Here is a 23,905-nt window from a genome sequence, read left to right on the forward strand (position 1 = left end):
GTCAGACTCGTTCAAAGCAATGTACGGTGCAGGCGCCGTGGTCCAGCCCGGCGATGCCGCCGCCCGTCACGTGACTCAATCCGCGTTTGGCGTCCGGCACCTGACGCTCGCCCGCCTGCCCGGTGAGTTGCCAATACACCTCGACAGCCTGGGCGACTCCGCTGGCACCGACGGGGTGTCCCTTGGACAAAAGCCCTCCGCTCGGATTGACAACCACATCGCCGCCGTAGGTCGAACGGCCGGCGTTCAGAAATGCTGCCGAGCCACCCGGCTCGCACAGGCCGAGCGCTTCGTAATAGACGAGTTCGGCAATCGAAAATGCGTCGTGCAATTCGACCAGGTCGAGATCCTGCGGACCGAAACCCGCGGCTTCATAGGCATCGGCGGCCGAGTGATACGAAATCTCGGGACGCAGCATGTCGCGAAACCCGGCGGTCGCCTGGCCCGAGTGCAGGATCGACGCGGCGATCCGCACGGCGGGTCGACCAAGCCGCTTGCGGGCGGCTTCGGAGACGACCAGCACGGCGGCCGCGCCGTCCCCGGTCGGGCAGCATTGCAGCAGAGTCAAGGGATCGCAGATCGGCCGTGATGCCAGCACTTCTTCGGTTGTCACTTCGCTGCGGAACTGCGCGTACGGGTTGCGGGCGCCATGGCGTCGCGCCTTGACGCTGACGCCCGCGAGCGTGTCGATGCCGACGCCACGTTCGTGCAGATATCGCCGTGCGCGCATGGCGTAGAGCGCCGGCATCACCATGCCCTGTTGCACCTCCGGATCTTCGGTGACGAGCGGCAAGGTGCCTCCACCGAACTGCGTGAGCTTGTCCACGCCGATCACCAGAACGATGTCGTGCCGGCCGGCCTGCACGTCTTTCCAAGCGAGGTGCAATGCCGTCGCGCCGCCCGAACACGCGTTGTCGACGTTGGTGACGGGCACCGCGCCAATGCCCATCTCCTTGACGATGCGCTGGCCGGTCAGCATCCCGCCAAAGGCGTGACCGCAGACCACCGCGTCGACTTCCTTCGGTGCGACGCCAGCTGATTTCAGCGCGTTCAGCACAGCGGGAATGGCGAGACCCGAATAGCTCGATTCGCGGTGCTTAGCCATCGGGATCATCGCCGCTCCGACGATATACGCTTCACTCATGCTTTTTCTCCAGCGTGGGGCTTGGACGGCGTGACGAACCAGACATCTCCATCTGCTCGCACCTCGACGGGCGTATCGCAAGCCAGAGCGGATGGATCGAGCGAAGGGTCCAGATTGGCGAGCACGCGCACGCCGTTCGGAAAATCGACATAGCCGATCGTATAGGGCGTTGCGCGCGTGGACGACACACGGACCGTCGAAAATGAATACAGCGTGCCGTACGGCCCGAACAGCATCGGCTCCATGTCACGCGCCCCGGTTTCCATGCATACTTCGCGAGCCGGAAATGCCTTGCTGCCCGACGAGCGACTTTGGCTGCCGCGCAGAAGCACGTCGCCATTTCGCAATTCAAATGCGCAGGGGCGCGGCCCTTCAGCAATGTCGCGAAACGGCAGCGCATCCTGTGCGTAACCGGTGCCCGACGTCCGATCCGAAAATTCACTTGGCATCTGGAACAACTCCTTTTCAATTAAATGCGTGACCGCGCGATGTCAGCCGGGCGCGTGAGTCTTCGCGCCGGGCGTCAATGAGTCCCAGAAACGCTGTAACTCGCGCGCGAACAAAGCAGGGTTTTCTACTGGCGGCGTATGTCCCGAATCAGCCACCGTCACATGACGGCTACCCGGCACGCGCCCAGCGATGTATTCCATATCCGCCGGGCGTTTTGCGCGATCCATTTCGCCACTGAACAGCAGCAGCGGCAGGCGCAGATCGTTGAGGAGCGCCTCGTAGCCGGGTCGCGAGAACACGCCGTGAACTGCCTCCGCCGCGCTCGGGCCGAGGCCCTCGAAATGCCTCTGCCACGCCTGGCAAGCATCGCTATTTTCGGCGACGAAGCGCTCGCCGAACATGGTTTGCAGCAGCGTCGGCCCCAGTTGGGCCGTGCCTTCCTCGCGAATACGCTGCTCGAGTGCCGCGAAACGCTCCGGTTGACGCTCGGCATGTGCGGTACAGCATGACAGCACACATGAGAGCAGCAGGTCGGGACGACGCTCTGCGATGCGCAAGGCGACGTAGCCGCCCATCGAACTGCCAACCAGATGCACGGGGCCCTCGCCCAGCGCTTCGATGATGCCAATCGTGTCGCTTGCAAGGCGGTCGATCGATGGTGCGTACCGGCCTGCCTCGCTTTGCCCCTGGCCGCGGTGATCCGGCGCATATACCGCCAGCGTGGCGGGCAGGAGACTGCGAACCGCGTCGAACATCGAGCCGTCGAAAAAAAGCGAATGCAGCATCAGCACCGGCGCACTCTTGCGCTCAGGAGCTTGCCCGGGACCACGGCAGAAGAGCCGCGCCTCGTCGTCCGCAACGAAAATGACTGGGTTCATGGTTGGGAATGGAAGTAAGGCCCGGATCTCAATGCAGAACGTGACCGACAGGTGCCGCGTGCTGCACCCGCTTCTTCGATGCGAGCAGCAGTGCCACCAGCGAGCCGAGCAGCAAGGCGAAGCCGATCAGGTAGAGCCCGTCGCTAGCCTTACCGCCTGCTGCCGCCAGCCCGACGAATAATGGTCCACAGATCCCGCCTGCATTGCCGAACAGATTGATCAGGCCGATCGCCGGGCCGGCCTGATTGCGCGGCACATTGGCCAATGCCCAGCTCCACCACGCCCCCAGCGCCGCATAGATGCCGATGCCGGCGAGCACGAGCATCACCATGTTCATACCGAGTGTATTCGCCACGAAATGCTGCCCGAGCAACGCGAGGCCGGCAATGCACAACGCGCCTGATACGTACCATCCGCGAGAGAAGTGTGAGCGGTCGGCCGCACGCGAGACGAGATACATGGCGACGGTGGCAAACGCATAGGGCACGGCGGTCAGCCAGCCGACCGTATCCATACCCATGGTCGCGGACAACTGCTTGAGCAGCGTGGGCGCCCACATGCCGAACGCGTACATGCCGGTAATCCACAAGAAATAGGTAAGACACAAGCCCCACACGGTCGGCATGCGCAGCACGTCGGAAAAACTGCCTTCTTCGATCATGGCTTCGGTACGGCCCGCAACAATATAGTCGCGCTCCGCTTTCGACAGACGACGGTCCACAACCGGATCTTCAGAAGCGACAGCCCAGAACACCACTGCCAGTACGAGCGCCGGAATGCCCTGCATCACGAACATGGTGCGCCAGTGAAACTCGCGGATCATCCAGCCCGCGAGCGGCGCCATGATGACCGACGCGAGCGGCAGTGCGTACTGGGACAAGCTGACAGCACGACCACGCTCGGCGGTGGGAAACCAGTTGATGAACAGCACCGCGAACGACGGCCATACGACGCCTTCCGCGAGGCCCATCACGAAGCGAATGGTGAGCAACGCAGGAAGACGCGTCACGACGCCTGTGAGACAGCCGGTCGCTCCCACCACCAGCAGCGCCCCGACGATGACCCGTTTAGGTCCGATGCGACTGGCCAGCCAGCCCCCCGGCAACTGGGTCACGACATATCCCCAGAAAAACGCCGACAGCAACGCGCCGGTCACCGCACCGGACAAACCCATTTCACGCACCATTTCGGGCGCCGCCACGCCGATGTTGCTTCGATCAGCGAAACAGATCAGGTAGATAAGGAAGAGCAGAGCGCCGATCCTGTACCAACGCGCTCGTGGAATATTCGTGTGTGAGTTCGCCGACATGCGAGTTTGTCTCCTGCGTGATTTGCGGCTTCAAAAGCATCGCTTGACTGATTAAATTCCGTTTAACGGAATGTGATACCGTTGTATGGAATAACTTTAGCGCCGACTGTGGCCTATAGCAAGCGAACCGCTGTCCGTAAAAACCCGAGTACCTGTCTAGACAGCGCACCGCATGGCGGAGGCCAGCGAGCATCTGCGTCAAGCGGATCACGGACGGGAAAACCAGCAGACGATTGAATGAACCAGATGCAGTCAGAACGAGCAATCCATCGCTACCGCTCCTGCCGGGCGCCTCGAGCGACTGGTTAAATAACTGGATCTGCTCTCAAAGTACTGCGAATGCAGCGCTGCTTTGGTTTCGCACCGAGATAGAGCAATGACGCTCGAAGAGAAAGTCGGACACGCTTGCCGCGCGATTCGCCACAGGACGACAGCCACTAAATGATGTGGACGATCGCCGGAACGGAATCATGTCAGAGGACAGAAAAGGGATTAGGCGTGAGGGGGCGCGTCAGCGGGCTCTGTTCGACACAGTTCAACAAGTGAAGACTTGGAGTGCTCCTGTCAAACGCGGTGAGGAAAAGGAAAGTGTGGCTGCATTTCGAACAGGGTCCCTTGAACGGCCGCAGTGGCTGACGACACCATGTACGTCATCAGTGGTCGAAGGGCCGTTAATCGAGCGAAGCGCTCGCACGAATGTCCAAACGGTGGTCGTCCAGACTGACTCCCGATGGCCGGTAGCGACTCATGCAAATAGCATGATCCGCTTCAATTTCGCCGATACCGTGATCGGCAGCACGCGACCCGATAGCGGCCTCCGGCGTCACGTCCAATTGGGTGAACGTACGTGATGCATCGCGTCTCTATCGTCGTCCTGGAGTCGTGCAAAAAAGGTCGACAGCACATCAATCTCCGCTTGCTCGCCGTGCTCGTCGGCGGCGAGTCGCTCGAATAACCCACTCGCGCCTGCGAATATTTCATGCTCGGCACGATCACCCATCAGCGCGGCCACTTCATCCAATTCGGCGACCCAGCGATGGCTCTTTCTGAACATGTCCGGCACCATCCGCTGCAGCCATGCGAACAGATGTGGCTGAGTGGCCTGCAGCTCGGCTCGCAGCGCGTCCGTCGAGCCGTTTCGCTGGGCCGCGAGGATCAACGCAGAACCCAGCGCAACCAGTCCTTTAGTCAGGCCTCCGTAGCACATCTTCAACGATGAAGCAGAACCAACCGGCGCATCGAGCACCCGGATGTCAAGACCATATGCGCCGAGAACCTGAAGTTCAGCAGCGAGCGGTCCGCTGGCGAAAATCTTCGGACCGCCCGTCGCACCAGGTTTGGCCGGAAAGCCGATGATGCTTGCATCGACGAAGCGTCCACCATTCTCTTCGATGATCTTCGCAATCCCGAGTGCAGTATCGGGACTGACTGCATTGCAATCGACATAGAGGGGACGACGCGGCGCCCGAATCAGCGCTGGCGCGATACGCCGTGCGAACCCGGTTGCGTGCGCGGGTGGCAAGACCGACAGCAGGAAATCCGCATCGAGTAGCTGGTCGTCGTCTTTTGCGCTGGTCATACCCGCAAGGTCGGCGCGTCGGCGGTTCGCCTCGCTACGTCCTTCGAGCCTGGTCAGAACGGTCACGCCGCGCGCGGTGAGTTGCGCGGCCAAGGCCGCACCCATCTCGCCTGCGGACGGGATTGCAACGATTGGTTTCATACCCTTCGCTCCGCTACAGGTTGAACTGTGTCACGACTGAAGTCCGGCCGACGACCACCGGGAGATAGCGGCCAGTGAAACTATGGCAGCGCTCGCGCAAGACGGAATCCGATATTGTCGTCACGGTGATCGGCGCCATCGCCACCGCGATAGGAAAACCGTGCGCGAGACGCTGCGCGATTCCAGCCGCTACCTCGTGTAACCCGATCGTCGCAATCACCGGTGATCCAGGCGCTACCATCCTTGGGAGCACCTTCATAACTGCTGTGATAACAGTCTTGCGTCCACTCCCATACATTGCCCGTCATGTCGTACAGATTCCAGGCGTTCGGACGCTTCCCGCCAACGTCGTGGGTCGTGTCATCGCTGTTATCCGAGTACCACGCCAGCCCCGCGATATCGCCGGTGCCGCAATAAACGTCCTGCTGCTCGCCGGCACGGCATGCGTATTCCCATTGCGACTCGCTGGGCAGGCCGATTCTGGTTCCGCTCTGTTTGGCCAGTTTCTGCGCGGCGGCCTCTGCGTCGACCCAAGAAACTCTTTCGACCGGTCGCTTCGGGCCTTTGAATTCGCTCGGATCGGAGCCCATCAGTTTCTGATATTGCGCCTGGGTCACCTCGTACTTGCCCAGATAGAATCCCTTTACGCACACTTGATGCACGGGCTGTTCCTTGTCCGCCCCATTCGTCGCGCCCTGATTGAAACAACCACCCGGCACCCAGACGAACTCCATGCCCGTGGTGGGCTCCGTCCACGCTGTGCCCGGTGCCGGATCGGCTTGCGCTGTCACCGAGACAAATACCGTAATCAGCAGCGCCATTACCCGACTACCCAGGTGTTTCTCGAAACGCATGATCTCTTCCTGTATGTTTGAATTCTGATTCTTTGTACGCTGACTGCCGACAGCGGGAGGGGCACTGTCGCGCATCCTGGACGCCTAGTTCCCGCTTTTTGGCGGAATACTCGGTTCGATCAGACGAAAATGCCAGCCATCTGCACTCTTGACGAAGACGGCCACCAGGTTGCCGGTTTCCGTATGCAGTTCACCACTCGGATCTTTTGATTGAATGGTTATGTGGGCGACTCCATAGCCACCATTCCCCTGAACATGCACCTCCTGCATCTCGATGTGATGCTTGACGGCACCATTGGCGAAGCGGTTCCTGTAGTACTCAACCAGCGCGTCATGGCCATGGATGATATTTCCCGCTGGCGAAACCAGCACGCCGTCCGGCGCATATAACGCCGCCATTGCATTCGGATCTTGAATGGCATAGTTCGCGTCGTACTGTGCACCGAGCCTCGTCGCCGCGTCGAGCAACTCCGATTGTCGAGGCGTCGCTGCATATGCAACGGGGAGTACTGTCAGAAGGGAAGCGCTCAGCAGCACACTCGCAAAATTGTCTTTCCAGCTCGTCATGGATCTTTTACCTCTTCGACAAAATGGCGGAACAGGGGGACTACATGACCGGCGACATATTTCCATCGACATTGATCGAAGTACCGGTCACATAGCTCGCAAGATCCGACGCAAGAAAGCACGCCACGTTGGCAAATTCTTCGGCTGTGCCGACTCGTCCCAGCGGTACGCCTTTCGCCATGTCGGCGAGAAAATCATCATAGGAGCCGTTGCCCGTCTGCGCATGTTTGCGCGCCCACTGGTCGCTGTCGATCAGTCCCACGTGCAGCGCATTGACGAGGATGTTGTGAGGTGCGCCCTCTCCTGCCAGCACTTTCGTCAAGGCCATGCCCGCGGCACGAGACACGGATGTGGGTGCCGATGCGGCTTTCGGCGCCTTCGCACCGATGTTGAGCACGTTGATCACGCGGCCCCAGCGGCGCTCGATCAGTTGCGGCCATACGAGCCGGGTCAATCGGATCGCAGCGAATAGCTTCAGGTCCAGATCGGCCTGCCATGTCTCGTCCGAAATCGACGCGAACGGGCCCGTCTGCGCGATCCCCGCGTTATTGACCACGATATCGATCTTGCCGAACACGTTCATCACATCCGAATACGCGGAGGCGATTGCATCGGCTTTTGTCACGTCGCAAGGGACAATATGCACCCGTCCCGTGGCCGTGCCGGACACGAAAGTTCGTGCCTCTTCGAGCGCCTCGGGTCGGCGGGCAAGGAGCGCAACATCGGCACCGCTTTGAGCCATCCGCGCGGCTATTGCCCGACCGATGCCTTTGCTCCCGCCAGTAATGACTGCCACACGCCCTTTCATATCTATTTGCATGTTCCTGGTTCCTTAAAAAATTCAATGAATGGATTCGAGTCGACTCAAAGGCCGGATTCCAGTTCCTTGTTACGAGTCTCCGGCATCAGCAGCGCACCGATAAACACGAGCGAATAGGAACCGACCGCCCAGACGCCGATGGACGGCGCAAGGCCCCACGCGGCACTCGTCAATCCGACTGCTGCGGGAATCAGCGACCCAACTCCTCGCCCAAAGTTATATGAAAATCCCCCCGCACTCGCACGGATATGTGCAGGAAATAGTTCGGAGAAACAGGCACCCATTCCAGACACAATGCCGGACTGGAACATACCCAGTAAGTAGCCCAGCAATAACATCAGCGGTCCATTGATTGGCGTCATCGTGTAGAGAAGCACGGCTGTCACCGCGCAAAGTGCCGAGATGACGAATGTCTTTTTGCGGCCCAGTGCGTCGCTCATATAAGCCGCCCCCATATACCCGCAAAAAGAACCGAAAATATTCGCGGCGATATAGATCGTGGTAGTACCCACGCTCATTCCATGGTTCTGCTTCAGAAACGTCACCAGCCACGTGAGCATGGTGTAATTGCCGCCGAGTGCACCGGCAGCAAGCAGTGATGCAGTCGCGGTCCTGCGAACGATCTTCCTGGAGAAGATCTGACCGAATGTCTGTCTCACGCTTATCGTCTCGCGTGCTTTCGCTGCCGCAACGAAGGCGGGCGATTCAGGGACGTTTCGCCTAAGCCATAACACCGATAACGCCGGCAGCACACCGATGAGAAACAGCACTCGCCATGCCCATGCTGGTGTGAGCAAAGTGAAACTCACGAAATAAAAAAGTGCAGCGACGCCATAACCCACGGGCCACCCTCCCTGCACACTGCCAACAGCGCGCCCGCGTGACTCCTTGTTAGCGACTTCACCGATCAGAATCGCCCCGGCTGCCCATTCTCCGCCGAAGCCCAGGCCTTGCAGACTGCGCGTGATTAACAATTGATGGAAGTTATGTGTGAAAGCGGAGAGGCCTGTAAAGGTTGCGAACCACAAGATCGTGATTTGCAACACGCGCATTCGTCCAAAGCGGTCTGCGAGTACGCCTGCCACGATGCCGCCTATGGCCGAAGTGACGAGAACGGAAGTACTGATGATCCCTGCCTGAGGTTTCGTCATTCCCCATAGCGTGACAAGCGCAGGAATGACGAACGCGAAGATCTGCACGTCCATGCCATCGAGCGCCCATCCGCCCCAGCACGCCCAGAACGTGAGCTTCTGGACCCTGGTCATGCATCGGTACCATGATGTCATAGGCGCTCGTTGGAGTAAGGCTCGAACAGGGTAGCCGATATCGCCAGGCAGCAAGCCGACGCGAAAATGACACGATTGCCATATTAGAAGGACAAGACGGAACATGCAGCGGGTGTAGGTCGCTACTGAAAGGTTCTCAACATTGGCGCGACGAAGCCCGAAAACGGAGTGCTACTGCAGCGTGCATTTCGAATGCTTCTTACTGGCCAACGCGTTCGAGTTTCACTTCTCCGCGATGGGGTCAACATGCCTTTAAAAAATATGTCGATCGATGCCATCAACGTGTGGTTTATATCGTCCGGATATGCAGGAAATGCAAATCGGGTATGCAACTGTTGCGCACCAGGCGTGGCTTCTCGGCGGTAGACTTTGTCAATCTAGTAGAAACCCTAAATACTGCCAATACCACTGCAGAGGGTACTCAATTCAACCGTTAAACAGGATCTCTCCATGACTGGTAACGTTATTTCATGTGTACTCGCCGTCGCGCTCGTGCTGCCGACGCTTTCGCTTGCGTCGACGACAGATCAAGGCGTCACTCGTGCGCAAGTCCGCGCGGAACTTTCGCAATTGGAACAGGCTGGCTTCCAGCCTGGCGCCGCCAATATCAACTACCCGTACGAACTGCGCCACGCCGAACGCACACTTCGCGAGTCGCGAGCATCGGCCGATTCGGCGAACACCGCCACAGTCGCGTCAGCCAGCAAACAGGGGCTGTGACGTCATCCAAAGTCCGCCAGGCTGTCTATTGCACAGGGACGTAGTCAACATTTGTTGCATTGCCGTTCATTAGCGCACCTGGTTGCAGCGGATATTCCGTGCCGTCGTAGCGTGTAATCCCCGCCTGGTTACGCGCCTGCGCCGCCTGCATATCGGCTGGATAATACGGGTCAGACGCCACGGCCGGATTAAAACCAGCCTGCTCGATTCGCTCCAGATCGGCTTTTACGTCGGCGCGAGTTGTCGATTGGGCAAACGAAATCGCGGAAACCAGCAACGCCGAAGCGGTAGCGATTACTTTGAGCAGCGCTTTCATGATTAACCTCCGGGAGCGAGACGAATCGGAGCATCGAATCCGACATTACAGTCTACTCATTCCAGTGGAGAAAACCTGGAGGTTAAAACGGACCTCGTTGAAACTGCAAACCTTTCTGTTAGCTGATGGCAATAGTCATCGCCCATCACCATCGCTCGATATTCGGAAAAAAAACGCGGCCGAAGCCGCGTCAAGACTCGGAGAGCCTTCGATGAAACCTACAAAAAACTGACTACCCCGCTGCCGCCGTGAAAGACAAGGACCAGCCAATGTCAGAAGCGATGGAGAATGCCGACGCCAGCAGCGAATACGTTAGTGCCCGTGCCCGGCGTGCCATTGAAGCCGTCGCCGATCGTGGGCGTCGCGCGGATCACCGTCCCGGTCGCACTCAGAGTTTCACCACTCGCGTGTGTCCACGCCGCCAATGCGTAAAGCCCGGTTGCTTTCGACAGCGAGTAGTAGACCTGGCTGGTCACCTGATGGTAGTTCGCGCCATCCGTACCGTTGGCTTTGGACGCGTGCACGAACGCATAGCCGGTTGCGAAGGACCATGCGGGTCCAAACATCCAGTGAGCGACGAGGCCCGCGGAGTTGAACACCGCCTCGGTAGAGAAATGAGAGTTGATGCCCGGTATATATTGGGTATTCGACAAGGACCCGGAAAGATCGAACGAAGGAGTGATCTTCCAACCGCCCGTAACAGCCACACGTTGCTGCGCCTGCGCATACTGATAGCCGTTGGTCAGTGCTGAAATGGACGGCTCCGCACCGTTGTTGCTCAGTGTCGTGTACTGCCCCCACGCACCGCCGCCGGAAGCGGAATTGTTGATCCGGAGGAAGCCTACAGCCATTCCTCCCCGGCCAGCGTTGTACTGTGCCGCGAGGCTATAAGTCGAGCCACTGTTGATGCTGCCAGGCTGACCGCCAAGGGCATACGACCCAGCGAACGTGAACCCATGCATCGTCGGCGACGTATACGAAATCTGGTTGTTCACGTAGTTCAGGTCGAGCATGTCGATGTCGCCTGGGTGCGCACCGAAGAAGCCCGTCAGCCATTGGGTCGGACTCCATGGCGACAGCAGGATCACGTACTCCGAAAAGCCTCGACCCACAATCAATGAGCCGTAGTCCGGGTTCGTCAGTCCCATGTTCGCCTGCCGCTTGAATGCAAGGCCTTGCGTGGTCATCGCGCCATTCGACGCGTTGAAGCCCTGCTCCAGCCGGAACACTGCCTTGGTGCCGCCGCCGAGATCCTCAATGCCCTTCAAACCCCACACGGTCGCGCCTCGCACGCCGTTCACCATCGTCACGGCGGAATGGCCGCCTGAGGTTTGGCCCAACGCGCCCGAACTGCTCTGGTAAGCGATGCCTACATCGACAAGACCATAAAGCGTCACGCTGCTCTGCGCGTGTGCAATGCCTGGACTGATAGCGGCTACGGCGGCCGCGGCAAATGCCGAAAACCTTTTCATGCTGTCTCCTGTTAGATTTTTTTTCATCAAGCCGCAAACGAACTTCGGCTTTTAAAATAGATGTACTGAATAATGTACGTTCTATCTTCAATCTGATTCAGCTACTCATCGAGGGTATTTCTGGTCGAACTATTCTTTGTCCGATGAGCGTCATACGTTGCTGCAAGCATGCCATACGGGAACCGTGAAAATGATGCAGCAGATGCACAGCAGCTATCCGGCGAGCGCAACTCAGCGAAGCGTTAAACGCAGCGCCGGTCGCATGCACTCATCGCGCGCTCGGTGGCGCGACCTTGCCGCTGTCGACCCGATGTAATTTCAACGCTCGTGCGACGAAACCCGATGCCTTCATCTCTTCAACGAACTCCGCCACGTAGCGTGCAGCTTCAGGGCGGCGCTTCGGGGTCGCCATCGCCTGACGGATCTCCATGAAATTGCCTTCGAGCATCCGCAATCCGCCGATCCGTTGCGCGTCCAGTTCGCTTCGTGCCTTCACACCGGCGACCACGTCGAGATTCTGCTCGATCAACATGTCCGCGATTCGGGTCGGGTCGTCGCCGCGCACCAGCTCAGCTTCGCGAATCTCGCGTTTGAGAAAGAGGTCGTACGCGCTATCACGGCTCACGGCGATGCGGTGACCCGGACGATCGACCTCCTCATTCGTGCGTATCGGCGACGCGTCGCGCACGAGATAGACCCCTTCAATCAGCAGGTAGGGTCCCGAGTAATCCATCTCTTTCGCGCGCTCGGGATCTATACCGCTGAACGCGACGTCCCACAGATTCTGTCTAGCGGCGTCCACGACACTGCGGGCCGATGAGAACGCCACCAGTTCAACAGGAATGCCGAGTTTCGACGCGAGCTCGCGCGCGAGGTCGACCGATACGCCGCCCAGATCTCCCGTGGCGGCATCCTTGCTGGCAAGCGCGGGGTTGCCGTAATTGATCGCGGCACGCAGCACACCGCTTGGGGCGAGTTGCGAAATCACGTCGGCGGATGGTTTCGGGGCACTTGTCATGGCAGCTCAATACGGCAGGTTAAATGGATTGCTTGATGAGTCGACGCCGGGCGGCACTCACCTCAACGTCAGACGGTGTACGGAAAGTGTCGCCTGACGTGCCAAGCCGATGCAATCGGCCAAACGCAAAGCAGCTATGTGCGCGACGCAGGTTCTCTTGCGCATACCGCTGCGAACGCTCGTTCGCACAGCCTGCCGATATCGATAGCAGGCCCGGAGCGATATACTCGAATCTTCCCCTACAACAATGCGACGGCTGGTTCCTCTGAAGGAACCTGAGCGTGCTCCCGCCCGGTCATACAATGCATTCAGAAGATCTCTTGATGTTTCTTGGTGTCGCTGAGAACGGTAATCTGTCGCGAGCCGCGGTCGAGATAGGGTTATCCCAGTCCGCACTAAGCCGGCGCATCTCCGCTCTCGAATCGGAACTGAATACGCGACTGTTCTACCGTAGCGGACGTGGCTTGATGCTGACCGAAAGCGGCCACCGCCTGATTGCTTACGCTCAGAGCATCAAGAAAACGCTCGACGAGGCCAATGCCGATCTTTTGGCTCCCGCGCATCAAGGCCCGTCGAGCATTGTCCTTGCCGCGCCGCCCACCATCGCCAAGATTCTGTTCGGCTCCATCGGCAAGTCATTGCAGGAGCGCTACCCGGGCATCAAGATGCGTTTCAAGGAAGGCCTGGCCGGTCATATTCACGAATGGATTGCGAGCGGCGAAGTCGACGCGGCGATCGCCTATTTGCCGGAGAATCGCGCCTTCCTCGGTGCCGTCGACGTGATCCTGCGCGAGCGGCTGAGCTTCATTGCGCCGATGCAATTCGGGCCGCTTCCTGCGGCTTTTCCGATAGAACGGCTAGCTGACGTGCCAATGATCGTGCCCTCGCCTTCGCATGGCATCCGTACACGAGTCGAAGCATGTGTCGCGCAGCATTCGAAGTCGCTGCAAATCGCTATGGAGTGCGATTCCTCTGTCTACATCACGAGGCAACTCGTCGTGGAAAACTGCGGCTGTACGATCCTGCCTGTTGCGGCGGTCTACGAGGAATTGCAAGCCGGAAAACTGCAAGCGACCCGCCTCGAACCCGACATGGTTCGTGACGTGGCGATCATCTCTGGCCGAAATCGACCGCCCATCCCCGCGCAGTGGGAAGTGCTGCGAGCGATCCGGCAAATCATGGTCGACCTGGTCGAAGGCGGTAAGTGGCCTGATGCGGAGGTTGCAGAAGGACACTCGGCCTGACGCTTTCGTCCGCACGACATCCTTATTCAAACCAGCCGCGCGGACGCAGCCACGCAGTTATAACAGCACAGCATGCGTTCCACTTGCGCTCACTGACTACCCGGCTTCCGGAAGCGCAAAGCTGCTATGCACATCACACAACGAGTTCCTTGTATTTTGCCCCGCATAATGGCCGCATGCCCGCATGCTGCACAGTGCGTAACGTGGGCAATACGGCGCAGAAGATAGTCAAGCGGAGCGCCGCCAAAAAAAGGAGCTTGAAGTACATGTCAGAAACTGCTGAGCGGCGCAACGGCGGCCGCATTCTCGTCGACGCACTCGCAATCAATCACGTCGATACCGTCTACTGCGTGCCTGGCGAGAGCTATCTGCCAGTACTCGACGCACTGCACGACACCCCCGGTATCCGCACGATCACCACGCGCCACGAAGGCGCTGCATCGAACATGGCCGATGCGTACGGCAAGCTGACCGGACGCCCGGGCATCTGCTTCGTCACACGCGGACCAGGCGCAACACACGCGAGCAATGGCGTCCATACCGCCAGCGAAGATTCGACGCCGATGATCCTGTTTATCGGCCAGGTCGATCGTCAGATGATGGGACGCGGCGCATTCCAGGAAGTCGACTACCGGCAGATGTTCGGCGGCATCGCGAAGTGGGTCACCGAGATCGACAGCATCGAGCGCATTCCGGAGATCGTTGCGAAAGCGTTCAGTATTGCGATGTCGGGTCGTAAAGGACCGGTGGTTATCGCGTTGCCTGAAGATGTGCTGTTCGGAGTCGCCGAGGCTCAGGACGCGCCCGCTGTTCGGCTCGCGCATGCCGCCCCTGATCGACAGGCCCTCGAAGAATTAAGGACCCGCGTCGCAGCGGCGTCGCGCCCGCTCGTAATCGTCGGGGGCACGGGCTGGGACGCGCAAGCCGTTGCCGCGCTCAAGCGCTTTGTCGTCCGAAACAAGTTGCCGGTCGCCGCTTCGTTTCGCCGTCAGGATCTGTTCGACAACAGAGACCCTCACTATGTCGGCATGCTGGGGCTCGGTGTGGCACCGAAGCTCGCCGAACGTGTGAAGAAAGCTGATCTGCTGATCGTCATCGGTTCGCGACTCGCGGAAACGACGTCGTCGGGCTATACGCTGATTGAAAGCCCGACGCCCCGGCAAACGCTGATCCACGTCCATCCTGATCCACAGGAACTCGGACGCGTTTTCCAGGCGCATCTGCCGATCGTCTCAGACCTGAGTGCTTTCGCGCTCGCGCTCGACTCGCTTGAGTCAGCCCCTTCCCCTGGCTGGCAGGCGTGGACCGAAAACGCCCGTGCCGATTTCGTGGCTTTTTCGACGCCGCCGGCCGCTAGCAACGAACTTGATGGCGTCGATCTCGCCCAGGTTGTCGCCCACCTCGACGAAGTACTGCCCGACGACGCGGTTCTCTCGAACGGCGCGGGCAACTACACCGTTTGGCTGCATCGCTTCTATCGTTATAAGAGCGCCGCCACCGAGCTCGCACCGACCAATGGCGCGATGGGTTACGGCCTGCCAGCTGCAATCGCCGCGAAGATTCACAACCCGGAGCGCAGCGTCGTCTGCCTGGCCGGGGACGGCTGTTTCATGATGTATGCGCAGGAGTTGGCGACCGCCGTTCAATACGGTGCTGCAGCGATTGTGATCGTCGTGAACAATGGGATGCTCGGCACGATCCGCATGCATCAGGAACGGGAGTACCCCGGTCGCATTTCGGGGACCGCGCTGCGCAATCCCGACTTCGTCGCGCTCGGGCACGCGTTCGGTGCGTTCGCTTGCCGGGTCGAAAAAACTGCCGACTTCCCGGCGGCATTCGCAGCGGCTCAGGCGTCCGGCCTGCCCGCGCTGATCGAGCTTCGCACCGACCCGTGTCAGATCACTCCCACGCTGCGATTTAACGCATGAGCGCGCCAATGGAGATTCGAGGAAACATGATGATCGGCGGTCAGCCGATTAGCGGTCAACGCGGCCCCATTCACGCACACGCAGCCGCGACCGGCGAAGCGCTGAGCCCCGCTTTCGGCTGCGCGACGCCGGATGATGTCGATCGGGCCTGCTCGCTCGCGGCGTTGGCGTTCGATCCGTACCGTCGTCTTTCCGACGAACGACGCGCCCAGTTCCTCGACGCGATTGCCTGGGAGATCGCAAGTCTCGGCACGGCGCTGACCGAGCGTGCTCATCTGGAGACCGCGTTGCCGCTCGCTCGCCTCGAAGGCGAACGAATTCGCACAGTCAATCAGTTGCGCCTGTTCGCCTCGGTCGTTCGGGACGGACGTTGGCACGGTGCGGTGATCGACACCGCCCAGCCGGAGCGCGCGCCATCCCCACGCCCGGACTTGAGACTGCAGCGCATCGGCATCGGACCAGTGGCCGTTTTTGGGGCGAGCAATTTTCCGCTCGCGTTTTCGATCGCAGGCGGTGACACCGCATCGGCGCTCGCTGCCGGCTGTCCGGTCGTCGTCAAGGCGCACCCGGCGCATCTCGGGACATCGGAGTTGGTGGCGCGAGCGGTAACGAAGGCAGCTCAGGATACCGGCATGCCCGCCGGGGTTTTCTCGATGATCCTGGGCGAAGGCACGTGGATCGGCGAAGCACTCGCGAAGCATCCGGCAATCCAGGCGATCGGCTTCACCGGCTCGCGTCAGGGCGGCCGCGCGCTGACGAACATTGCCCAGAGCCGCCCTGCGCCGATTCCTGTCTATGCGGAAATGAGCAGCATCAACCCGGTCGTATTGCTTCCGGCCGCGCTGGCGGCGAGAGGCGAATCGATTGCACGAGACTATGTGGACTCACTCACGCTTGGCGCGGGACAGTTCTGCACCAATCCGGGCATCGTTTTCGGTATCGCCGGCGCGGCGCTCGATGCATTCTGCGCGGATGCGGCGGATGCGATCTCGGCGAAGATCGCGGCCACCATGCTCACGCCCGCCATCCATGCTGCCTATCGTCGTGGCGTCGAGCAACTCGCCGCGACCTCCGGGGTAACACAAATCGCGAGTGGCCTGGACGCCGCCGGTCCGTACGACGCGGTCCCTATCCTGCTGCGCGCCGACGCGGACGATTTTCTTGCCAACGCAGCACTCGAACAGGAGGTCTTCGGGCCGAGCTCACTGATCGTCGCATGCCGCGATCACGCCCAGCTCGAAGCGGTACTGAATCACATCGAAGGGCAGTTGACAGCCACTGTTCAAATCGACGACGACGATCATGCGCAAGCACGCGAATTGCTGCCGTTGCTGGAGCGCAAGGCTGGACGCATTCTCTTCAATGGCTTTCCGACTGGAGTAGAAGTCGCGCACGCGATGGTTCACGGCGGTCCATTTCCCGCGACCTCCGACGGCCGCAGTACCTCGGTGGGCGCTACCGCGATTGAGCGCTTCCTGCGACCAGTCTGCTATCAGGACGCGCCCGACTCGCTCCTGCCCGCAGCACTTCGTGCCGACAATCCGCGCTCTATCTGGCGTCTCGTCGACGGCGATCTGACGCGGGAATGAATCCTCGTTGCCGCATAGCTGCGGACAGCCGGCATCCGGTTTGTCCGCAGCCGTGACATTACATTTGCGACTTATGCGACGGGGACGTCATGAGCGATACCGGCTTTGTCGCAGAGCGCGACAGCCGATATCGTCTGAACACGGCGCGGCTCGGCCCGCGTGAACAAACCTGCTAGTTACTGACTCGCCGATTGCCCCGCGGCGGCTTTTCTCTGCGCTTTCTGCAAGTCTTGCGGGTAGTTCAGATCAGAGCGCGCGGCGGGGTTATAGCCATTCTGCTGAAGCTTTTTCAACTCGGCGTTCTTGCGAGCCCGCGCTTCCTTGCGTGCCGCCTTGCGCTGCTCCCGGGTAGGTTTCGACGTAACGGATCCCGGCTCGGAAGCCGGCTGCGCACAGGCAAACTGTACAAGAGATGCCAACGACACCGCGACGGCAGCCTTGACTATCAACGAACTTACGAACTTGCTCATCTTCTTTCTCCTCCAGATATAGGGGCTGCGAACCCACGAATCGAACCTGCTGCGCGAACACGCCCGAGTCGCCGCCATAGCGCCGATTCGGGACAGGATGCCGTTGCGGATTGTGTTTTCAGCGAGACGTGCCAGCGGAAGATGACATGACGATCATGCTCATCTCCGCTAGTGCACTCTTTATGGTCGTACCGGCGCGACCCTCAGGCAGGCCGGCCGGTGATCGCATCGCCAAGCGGGATGCCGGCGAATTCTTTGGGCAGGTCCACGACGAAGGTCAGAAACGGCCGCTGCGTGCGATCCGTGCCCCCGAATAACGCAGTGCGCTCCGTTTGTGGCGACGGTACATACAGTTTTCTGTCGGCGCTGATGAACGACGCGTCCGCGCTGAACAGTTCCGGGTGCGATGCGAGCACGGCCTCCTGCCCCGACGGCGAACGCAGGATCACCCGTTGGCCGTGGATGTCCGACAGATAGAGATTGCCGAGGGTGTCCATCGCGGACCCGCCGACCAGTCGCGTCTCGAACCATGTCTCGACGTAATTGGCCAGAACGGCGTCCGGCATGCTCTCGTCCCACAGGTAGCGGGTCTGGATGCGCCGGAAGGGCCCCGTTGGCGACGCCCACGATAGCCACTCGCCGTCCGGGCTGATCTCGATCAGATCGGCCTTCGGCGTCACATGATGGGAACCCGGCCGGGGCGGTTCGGGCGAAGCGAGAACTTGCGACAGGCCCGACAACCGGCGCAGCGTCTTACCCGTTCGCTGATCGTGGACAATGATCGCCCCAAGACCGGAATCGGTGTTGTAGATCAGCGGACCGTGCAGCCGCAAATCGTTTAGCTTCGAACCCGGCGGCAGAATGTTGTCGTCGTAACGGATGATTTTCAGCACCTTGCCGGTGTGAGCATCCAGTTGCACAAGTTTCTGCGCACCCGGCAACGCGACTTCCGTACGCAATGCACCTTGATCGACGGCCCATACCGTGTCGTCATCGAAGATATGCACCGAGTTGACGTAGACGAACGCGTTTGTGCCGTCCGCTCCCGGACGCCAGTTGTTCCAGTCGCCGCCCGGGAACGGCCATGCCGTGCCATCAGCCGCCATGCGCGCCACCGATGGCGTGACTTCGTGGCCAGGCCAACGCGGTAAGCCGAGAAATACCGTGTTATCGCGTGTGAGCGCGACGCCATTGGCCATCCACGGCGAATGGATGACGGGCTTCATCGGCAATTGCTCGGCCGGCAGAAAGCGTGCGGCGTCAGCCGCGAGTGCGCTCGAGGCGGCCCCATTGTTCTCCGCGAAAGCGTACCCGGGTCTTCCCACGGTTGCCGCAGCCGCACCGACCGCAGCGGCCCCCCGCAAAAAATTGCGACGAGTCAAAGGCATTGTCTTCCTCCTGTTATGAAGCGCGGCTCTGTTCGAAGCGGCCGCTGCCAGATCTGTTTGATGTATTACCAAGACGCATTTATCTCGCGTCGTTTGCCTTACCGGGTTGATAAACCCATGGACGCCGCTGCTGGTCGCGTGACCAGAACGCTTCGAGTTCAGCGCGCATGCCAAGCGTGAAGTCGATCTCATCGAGACCGTGCAGCAACATCGTGCGCTGCTGCTCCGGTGCCGTGAATGCATACGCATGGCCTGCGTTATCGGTGACCGTCAACGCCTCCAGATCGACCGTGATCCGTGCGCCGTCGCCTGCGTGGTCAGCGTCGTCGGCCAGGTGCGCGACGACTTCCTTCGGCAGCACTACAGGCACGATCCCATTGCGAAAGCAGTTGTTGAACAGGATGCCGCCGAAGCTCGGCGCAATCACCGCGCGAATGCCGAACGCTCGCAGCGCCTTGGCTGCCGCCTCCCGCGACGACCCGCAGCCGAAGTTCTCGCCCACCACAAGGATCTCGGCCTTGTCCCACGGCGAACGGTTTAGCACGAATTCCGGGTTCGGCTCGTCGCCCAGATAGCGCATGTTGCGAAACAGCGCTTCCGCGTGCTTTTCCTTCGGGGTGTTCGCGGCAAACAGACCCGGCGCGATCTGGTCGGTATCGATGTTGTTGCGCTGGATCGCTGCCGCGACACCTGTCGTTCGAACGAATGGTTCCATCTGTCAGACCCCTACGATTTCAAAGTCCCGGACATCGGCAATCCGGCCGGCAAGCGCGCTCGCCGCCACGGTCGCCGGGCTGGCGAGGTGCGTCCGGGTTTGCAGGCCGCCACGATTCTCGAAATTTCTGTTGGCTGAACTGATCGTTCTTGCTCCACGTGCACTTGGCAGACCAGTGCAACCAAAGCAGCCCGACTCGTTCCACACGAAGCCCGCATCGATAAAAATCTTGTCGAGCCCTTCGGCTTCAGCAGCCGCTCGCACGGAACTCGAACCCGGCACACAGATGGCCTGAACCCCTGGCGCAACCTTATGCCCCTTCAACACCTTCGCAGCCTCGCGCAGATCAGAAAGCCGAGCATTCGTGCAGGTGCCGATGTAAGCAACGTCGATCGGCAAACCCATCACCGGCTCACCCGGTGTCAGCTGCATGTATGCAAGCGCGCGTTCCATCGCGGCGCGACGCATCGGGTCGGCTTCCCCGGCCGGATCGGGTACATGTTCACCGAGGCCCACGGTATGTTGCGGACTGAGCCCCCACGTAACCTGCGGTTGCAGGCCATTCACGTCCAGATGGATCTCGATGTCGAACACCGCGTCGTCGTCGCTGCGCAGCGTGCGCCAGTGACGCACGGCTTCGTCCCACGCGGAATCTTTCGGCGCGTATTGACGATCTTTCAGGTAGGCGAAGGTCTTTTCGTCAGGGGGCACCGAAGCCATCTTCGCGGAAAACTCGATCGCCATATTGCACAGCGTGAGGCGCCCTTCGACCGGCATATCGCGTATCGTGCTGCCCGCAAACTCGACCGCATAACCCACGCCTGCCTGCGCGCCGATCTGGCGGATCAGGTGCAACGCGATGTCTTTCGCGGTGGTATTAGGTCCAGGCACGCCATCGATCGTCACGCGCATCATCTTCGGGCGCGTTTGCAGGATGGTCTGCGTGGCTGCGACGTGCTGTGCTTCGGATGCGCCGATGCCCCACGCAACCGCCCCGATCCCGCCGATCGTCGAAGTGTGGCTGTCGCCGCACACGATCATCAGGCCCGGCAATGCAATGCCCGCCTCCGTCGCCATCACGTGGGTGATGCCCTGGTTGCGCGTGCCTACGTCGGCGAAATTCACGCCGAACTTGTTCGACAGATTGCGCAGAATCGCCATCCGTTCGACCCCTGCGCCGGTATTCGAACCGGTGCCCCCGGTCGATACCGGGCGCTCGTCGTTGGGCCCACGCCCCGGAAAAGTCGCGATGAAATGATCGACCGTCGAGAACACCATCTCCGGTTTGATCGGCACCCGACCGGCCTTGTCGAGCTGGAACAGCGCTTCGCTTCCGCTCATGTCGTGCAGGACCAGCCGGTCGATAGCCAGCAGGCATTCACGCTCGCTGAATGCGTGGACGATGTGTTCGTTCCAGACTTTCTCGAAGAATGTCGAGCCCATAATTGGTTCCTCCCGTAAATCCGGCGGCATCCGCGATGCTTGCCGCAGTGGTGTTTCTGGTGGACGCGCCTAAGCAGCAACCGTTGTCAGCGCGTCACGCCTCTAACGCTTGTGGCCAGGCGATGAACAGGTCGTCGTATTCGAAGCGCCGTGCGGTCATCTGCTGTTCATGGGCATAACGCAGCATCAGGTCGATCGATCGGCGGTTGGCTGTGTCACCGTACGGCGTGAAACGCTTGCCGTCCTGTGCATCGTGCGCGGCGAGATCGCGCGCCGCGGTGAAGCAGCGGGCAAGTTCCCCGGCCGCCCAAGGCGCGCGTTCGATCAGCGCGCGCTGCACCGACAACACATGGTTCACACCATGTACACCCTCGCGTTGCGCCCAGGCCTGAGCGGCAGTCGCGGCATCTTCAATCACGGGGCGCAAATCCGTCGCGCCCTTGACGACATGCGGCGACGCGACGATCGCGTCCACTTCGCGACGCCGGAGAAGCGCAACCAGGTCTTTGTCTTCGACCCGTTGCACGTTCGCCGGATCGACAAAGCTCGCTACATGCGAATCTTCAGTCGTTGCCCACGTGAGTTCGGCGGGCGCGACGTCGTACTCGTGTTGCAGCACGCCGCGAATCCAGACGCCGGTTGTCTGCGCATACGCGCGAATGGCAATGCGTTTGCCGCGCAACGATGCAGGACCGTGAATGTCCGAATCGGTCAGACAGACAAGCGCTGCATGAGGCAGTCCGCCGCCCGCGAGCACGATCGGCATCGCCGTCAGCGGTGCACCTGCGTCGGCCAGAAGGAGTTGGGTCGCGACAGGCATTTCTGCAATGTCGTAAGCGAGATCGCGCGCCATGCGCCGGAACGTATCCGTGTAAGGTGTCGCGCCGCACGCTTCGAGCTTGATTAGGTCGCTGCCGACGCGGCCATCCAGTAACGGGTCGGTCAGCGGCATCGAGCGGATGCCGGCCCGCAGGGTCAGGTGAATCATAGTGTTCAGATTTCCACAGATGATGTGTGCGAAACGGGGCCGGGCGTACCGCCCGTGCGGCCTGATTGCGAGGACGGCGTAGCGTCCGGATCTTTAGCATCCGCCGCCAGATCCAACCCGCGCGTTTCGGGAGCGAGCAGCACGCCAACGGCCGCGAAGAGGTAGAGCGATACGGCCACCGCGATCATCGCGATGCCGAACGCCGTGTGTCCGGCCATGACGCCGACCACTGCCGGCGCGATCGCTGCGGTTGCCCGCACGAACGCATTGTTCAGCCCAATCGCGCGGCCACGGATTCGCGTACCAAACAGTTCGCCGAGCATCGGTTGCACGCCCGTGGCGAGACCGCCCTGCAGCAAACCCACGACCAGACCGACGCTGAGAGTCAGTGCGAGCGAGCCGCTCACGGACAGATAGACAGGGACAGCCACGGCCTGCATCGCGAGGAACAGCAGGAACACGGGACGGCGGCCGTAGCGGTCGCTGATTGGCCCGTACAGCCACGGCCCGACGAAGGAGCCCGCGATGTTCAACGCGAGATAGCCGCCCGTATGCGTGACGTCCAGATGAAAAGCGCTTTGCAGATAGGTCGGCAACCAGAAGATCATCACTTGCGCCGCGCCATACACGCCCACGGAAATCATGGCGGTCACGAGCGTGTTGCGTGCATTGCTGCCCCGGAACAGATCGAGCAGCGAGGACTGGTCCTGCGCAGCCGGCGCGGTCTTTTTTGCCGCGAGAAACAGCGCCGACTCGCCTACAAAGCGTTGCAGCAGGATGACGTAAAGGGCCGGGATGATTCCGAGGCCGAACAAGACCCGCCACGCGTAATCTGCGGGCACCAGCGCGTGCACAGCCAGCATACTGCCCACCGCGATTGCATAACCCATTGCGTAGCCGCTTTGCGTCCCCGATACGGCGCGGGCGCGGTAACGGGAGCGGATCATCTCGTTGACGAGCGTCGAGCTAGCCGTCAACTCGGCCGCGTATCCGATGCCCTGAATAGCCCGCATGACCGCAAGATAGGTGAAGCTGTGCGCGAAAGCGGCAAGCGCCGTCGATATCGCGCTGATCGCAATCGCAATCTGCAAGACCCGCAAGCGGCCGAAGCGATCGGCTGCGGCGCCCGCGATCAGCGTGGAGAATGCAGCGACGACCGTGGTCAGGCTGCCAAGCATGCCGGCTTGCCCGCGCGTGAGTGCGAACACGCCGATGAGGGTCGGCAGCATCAGCGCGTAGACCTGCGAATCCATTGCGTCGAGGACACGTCCGCCAAAGCAGGCGGCCCAGGTAACGCGCTCGCGACGGTTCAGCGAGAATAACCAGAAACCCTGCGGCTCCTCGTCGGGATCATGCGTGTGCGGGCTGTCGTGCAAGGACACTATCGTCTCCACCATCGGTTGAAATGCCGGGATCGTCATTGCCGCCCCAACTCATTGAACCGATCTTGCCACATGCCCCTATGTGACGGATGCACACCAGATTTCGCGCCGTTGCAAGACAGACATATGCTCAAGACGACTCGCCATTCGACCTGCAACTAGCTGCTCGTGCGCAAATCGGCTTTTGCCGAACGCACAAGCGTC

The 23,905-nt window shown here is 60.6% G+C and carries 22 protein-coding genes and 1 pseudogene; 4 read left to right on the forward strand and 19 right to left on the reverse strand.

What is annotated here, in order from left to right; all coding sequences use genetic code 11:
- Position 1: 1 nt before the first annotated feature.
- The 9 genes from ABH945_RS28470 to ABH945_RS28510 all read right to left on the reverse strand — a co-directional run bounded on the left by ABH945_RS28470 (position 2) and on the right by ABH945_RS28510 (position 9,007).
- Positions 2 to 1,144: a thiolase family protein gene (locus ABH945_RS28470; protein ID WP_429252799.1), complete on the reverse strand. Its 1,143-nt coding sequence runs from the start codon at positions 1,142 to 1,144 to the stop codon at positions 2 to 4.
- The gene (locus ABH945_RS28475) at positions 1,141 to 1,593 is read right to left on the reverse strand and encodes a Zn-ribbon domain-containing OB-fold protein (RefSeq protein ID WP_429252800.1); all 453 of its coding nucleotides are present in this window, start codon (positions 1,591 to 1,593) and stop codon (positions 1,141 to 1,143) included. The genes ABH945_RS28470 and ABH945_RS28475 overlap by 4 nt, the downstream gene beginning before the upstream one ends.
- A 42-nt stretch (positions 1,594 to 1,635) precedes the next feature.
- Positions 1,636 to 2,472, reverse strand: coding sequence for an alpha/beta fold hydrolase (locus ABH945_RS28480; protein ID WP_429252801.1), 837 nt, complete (start codon positions 2,470 to 2,472; stop codon positions 1,636 to 1,638).
- Positions 2,473 to 2,500: 28 nt separating this feature from the next.
- Positions 2,501 to 3,781 carry an MFS transporter gene (locus tag ABH945_RS28485; RefSeq protein ID WP_429252802.1) on the reverse strand — a complete coding sequence of 427 codons (1,281 nt, stop codon included), beginning with the start codon at positions 3,779 to 3,781 and terminating at the stop codon, positions 2,501 to 2,503.
- Positions 3,782 to 4,604: 823 nt separating this feature from the next.
- A complete protein-coding gene (locus tag ABH945_RS28490) occupies positions 4,605 to 5,501 on the reverse strand; it encodes a DUF1932 domain-containing protein (RefSeq protein ID WP_429252803.1) in 897 nt (298 codons plus the stop codon).
- Positions 5,502 to 5,581: 80 nt separating this feature from the next.
- The gene (locus ABH945_RS28495) at positions 5,582 to 6,355 is read right to left on the reverse strand and encodes a formylglycine-generating enzyme family protein (protein WP_429252804.1); all 774 of its coding nucleotides are present in this window, start codon (positions 6,353 to 6,355) and stop codon (positions 5,582 to 5,584) included.
- 84 nt (positions 6,356 to 6,439) lie between these two features.
- A complete protein-coding gene (locus ABH945_RS28500; protein WP_074774798.1) occupies positions 6,440 to 6,922 on the reverse strand; it encodes a YybH family protein in 483 nt (160 codons plus the stop codon).
- Positions 6,923 to 6,962: 40 nt separating this feature from the next.
- The gene (locus ABH945_RS28505) at positions 6,963 to 7,742 is read right to left on the reverse strand and encodes an SDR family NAD(P)-dependent oxidoreductase (protein WP_429252805.1); all 780 of its coding nucleotides are present in this window, start codon (positions 7,740 to 7,742) and stop codon (positions 6,963 to 6,965) included.
- A 44-nt stretch (positions 7,743 to 7,786) separates the two neighbouring features.
- Entirely contained in the window at positions 7,787 to 9,007 is a 1,221-nt protein-coding gene (locus ABH945_RS28510) for an MFS transporter (protein WP_429252806.1), read from the reverse strand.
- 471 nt (positions 9,008 to 9,478) lie between these two features.
- On the opposite strand from ABH945_RS28510, the gene ABH945_RS28515 reads away from it, so the two are divergent.
- The gene (locus ABH945_RS28515; protein WP_429252807.1) at positions 9,479 to 9,748 is read left to right on the forward strand and encodes a DUF4148 domain-containing protein; all 270 of its coding nucleotides are present in this window, start codon (positions 9,479 to 9,481) and stop codon (positions 9,746 to 9,748) included.
- A gap of 25 nt (positions 9,749 to 9,773) precedes the next feature.
- On the opposite strand, the gene ABH945_RS28520 is transcribed toward ABH945_RS28515, so the two are convergent.
- The 3 genes from ABH945_RS28520 to ABH945_RS28530 form a co-directional block, all read right to left on the reverse strand.
- Complete coding sequence (locus tag ABH945_RS28520; protein ID WP_429252808.1) at positions 9,774 to 10,064, reverse strand: DUF4148 domain-containing protein; 291 nt, start codon at positions 10,062 to 10,064, stop codon at positions 9,774 to 9,776.
- 272 nt (positions 10,065 to 10,336) lie between these two features.
- The gene (locus tag ABH945_RS28525; protein WP_429252809.1) at positions 10,337 to 11,536 is read right to left on the reverse strand and encodes a porin; all 1,200 of its coding nucleotides are present in this window, start codon (positions 11,534 to 11,536) and stop codon (positions 10,337 to 10,339) included.
- Between the two features lie 268 nt (positions 11,537 to 11,804).
- Positions 11,805 to 12,554, reverse strand: a complete 750-nt coding sequence (locus tag ABH945_RS28530; RefSeq protein ID WP_429252810.1) for an ABC transporter substrate-binding protein — start codon at positions 12,552 to 12,554, stop codon at positions 11,805 to 11,807.
- A gap of 323 nt (positions 12,555 to 12,877) precedes the next feature.
- Between ABH945_RS28530 and ABH945_RS28535 the strand changes: the two genes are divergently transcribed.
- The 3 genes from ABH945_RS28535 to ABH945_RS28545 all read left to right on the forward strand — a co-directional run bounded on the left by ABH945_RS28535 (position 12,878) and on the right by ABH945_RS28545 (position 17,315).
- On the forward strand, positions 12,878 to 13,798 hold the full coding sequence (locus tag ABH945_RS28535) for a LysR substrate-binding domain-containing protein (RefSeq protein ID WP_429252811.1): 921 nt from the start codon (positions 12,878 to 12,880) through the stop codon (positions 13,796 to 13,798).
- A 266-nt stretch (positions 13,799 to 14,064) separates the two neighbouring features.
- Positions 14,065 to 15,726 (forward strand): thiamine pyrophosphate-binding protein, encoded by a 1,662-nt coding sequence (locus tag ABH945_RS28540; RefSeq protein ID WP_429252812.1) that lies wholly within the window; start codon positions 14,065 to 14,067, stop codon positions 15,724 to 15,726.
- An 8-nt stretch (positions 15,727 to 15,734) separates the two neighbouring features.
- Positions 15,735 to 17,315: an aldehyde dehydrogenase (NADP(+)) gene (locus ABH945_RS28545; RefSeq protein ID WP_429252813.1), complete on the forward strand. Its 1,581-nt coding sequence runs from the start codon at positions 15,735 to 15,737 to the stop codon at positions 17,313 to 17,315.
- A gap of 176 nt (positions 17,316 to 17,491) precedes the next feature.
- Here the strand turns inward: ABH945_RS28545 and ABH945_RS28550 are convergent, their stop codons facing one another.
- The 7 genes and pseudogenes from ABH945_RS28550 to ABH945_RS28580 form a co-directional block, all read right to left on the reverse strand.
- A complete protein-coding gene (locus ABH945_RS28550) occupies positions 17,492 to 17,785 on the reverse strand; it encodes a hypothetical protein (protein WP_429252814.1) in 294 nt (97 codons plus the stop codon).
- Between the two features lie 203 nt (positions 17,786 to 17,988).
- On the reverse strand, positions 17,989 to 19,011 hold the full coding sequence (locus ABH945_RS28555; RefSeq protein ID WP_429252993.1) for a hypothetical protein: 1,023 nt from the start codon (positions 19,009 to 19,011) through the stop codon (positions 17,989 to 17,991).
- A gap of 93 nt (positions 19,012 to 19,104) precedes the next feature.
- Positions 19,105 to 19,365: pseudogene (locus tag ABH945_RS28560) on the reverse strand (twin-arginine translocation signal domain-containing protein); the annotation flags it as partial.
- On the reverse strand, positions 19,253 to 19,888 hold the full coding sequence (gene leuD / locus ABH945_RS28565) for a 3-isopropylmalate dehydratase small subunit (RefSeq protein WP_429252815.1): 636 nt from the start codon (positions 19,886 to 19,888) through the stop codon (positions 19,253 to 19,255). The gene leuD and the pseudogene ABH945_RS28560, both read right to left, overlap by 113 nt.
- 3 nt (positions 19,889 to 19,891) lie before the next feature.
- Positions 19,892 to 21,331 (reverse strand): 3-isopropylmalate dehydratase large subunit, encoded by a 1,440-nt coding sequence (locus ABH945_RS28570; protein ID WP_429252816.1) that lies wholly within the window; start codon positions 21,329 to 21,331, stop codon positions 19,892 to 19,894.
- 94 nt (positions 21,332 to 21,425) lie between these two features.
- A complete protein-coding gene (locus ABH945_RS28575) occupies positions 21,426 to 22,319 on the reverse strand; it encodes a hypothetical protein (protein ID WP_429252817.1) in 894 nt (297 codons plus the stop codon).
- Positions 22,320 to 22,324: 5 nt separating this feature from the next.
- Positions 22,325 to 23,701: an MFS transporter gene (locus ABH945_RS28580; RefSeq protein WP_429252818.1), complete on the reverse strand. Its 1,377-nt coding sequence runs from the start codon at positions 23,699 to 23,701 to the stop codon at positions 22,325 to 22,327.
- Positions 23,702 to 23,905 lie beyond the last annotated feature (204 nt).

Source organism: Paraburkholderia sp. GAS333 (assembly GCF_050435665.1).
GTDB lineage: Bacteria > Pseudomonadota > Gammaproteobacteria > Burkholderiales > Burkholderiaceae > Paraburkholderia > Paraburkholderia fungorum_A.

Bases quoted from the DNA above. Each gene is read 5' to 3' on its own strand.
- ABH945_RS28470 (WP_429252799.1), bottom strand. From the start codon at position 1,144: ATGAGTGAAGCGTATATCGTCGGAGCGGCGATGATCCCGATGGCTAAG.
- ABH945_RS28475 (WP_429252800.1), bottom strand. From the start codon at position 1,593: ATGCCAAGTGAATTTTCGGATCGGACGTCGGGCACCGGTTACGCACAG.
- ABH945_RS28480 (WP_429252801.1), bottom strand. From the start codon at position 2,472: ATGAACCCAGTCATTTTCGTTGCGGACGACGAGGCGCGGCTCTTCTGC.
- ABH945_RS28485 (WP_429252802.1), bottom strand. From the start codon at position 3,781: ATGTCGGCGAACTCACACACGAATATTCCACGAGCGCGTTGGTACAGG.
- ABH945_RS28490 (WP_429252803.1), bottom strand. From the start codon at position 5,501: ATGAAACCAATCGTTGCAATCCCGTCCGCAGGCGAGATGGGTGCGGCC.
- ABH945_RS28495 (WP_429252804.1), bottom strand. From the start codon at position 6,355: ATGCGTTTCGAGAAACACCTGGGTAGTCGGGTAATGGCGCTGCTGATT.
- ABH945_RS28500 (WP_074774798.1), bottom strand. From the start codon at position 6,922: ATGACGAGCTGGAAAGACAATTTTGCGAGTGTGCTGCTGAGCGCTTCC.
- ABH945_RS28505 (WP_429252805.1), bottom strand. From the start codon at position 7,742: ATGCAAATAGATATGAAAGGGCGTGTGGCAGTCATTACTGGCGGGAGC.
- ABH945_RS28510 (WP_429252806.1), bottom strand. From the start codon at position 9,007: ATGACCAGGGTCCAGAAGCTCACGTTCTGGGCGTGCTGGGGCGGATGG.
- ABH945_RS28515 (WP_429252807.1), top strand. From the start codon at position 9,479: ATGACTGGTAACGTTATTTCATGTGTACTCGCCGTCGCGCTCGTGCTG.
- ABH945_RS28520 (WP_429252808.1), bottom strand. From the start codon at position 10,064: ATGAAAGCGCTGCTCAAAGTAATCGCTACCGCTTCGGCGTTGCTGGTT.
- ABH945_RS28525 (WP_429252809.1), bottom strand. From the start codon at position 11,536: ATGAAAAGGTTTTCGGCATTTGCCGCGGCCGCCGTAGCCGCTATCAGT.
- ABH945_RS28530 (WP_429252810.1), bottom strand. From the start codon at position 12,554: ATGACAAGTGCCCCGAAACCATCCGCCGACGTGATTTCGCAACTCGCC.
- ABH945_RS28535 (WP_429252811.1), top strand. From the start codon at position 12,878: ATGTTTCTTGGTGTCGCTGAGAACGGTAATCTGTCGCGAGCCGCGGTC.
- ABH945_RS28540 (WP_429252812.1), top strand. From the start codon at position 14,065: ATGTCAGAAACTGCTGAGCGGCGCAACGGCGGCCGCATTCTCGTCGAC.
- ABH945_RS28545 (WP_429252813.1), top strand. From the start codon at position 15,735: ATGGAGATTCGAGGAAACATGATGATCGGCGGTCAGCCGATTAGCGGT.
- ABH945_RS28550 (WP_429252814.1), bottom strand. From the start codon at position 17,785: ATGAGCAAGTTCGTAAGTTCGTTGATAGTCAAGGCTGCCGTCGCGGTG.
- ABH945_RS28555 (WP_429252993.1), bottom strand. From the start codon at position 19,011: ATGAAGCCCGTCATCCATTCGCCGTGGATGGCCAATGGCGTCGCGCTC.
- leuD (WP_429252815.1), bottom strand. From the start codon at position 19,888: ATGGAACCATTCGTTCGAACGACAGGTGTCGCGGCAGCGATCCAGCGC.
- ABH945_RS28570 (WP_429252816.1), bottom strand. From the start codon at position 21,331: ATGGGCTCGACATTCTTCGAGAAAGTCTGGAACGAACACATCGTCCAC.
- ABH945_RS28575 (WP_429252817.1), bottom strand. From the start codon at position 22,319: ATGATTCACCTGACCCTGCGGGCCGGCATCCGCTCGATGCCGCTGACC.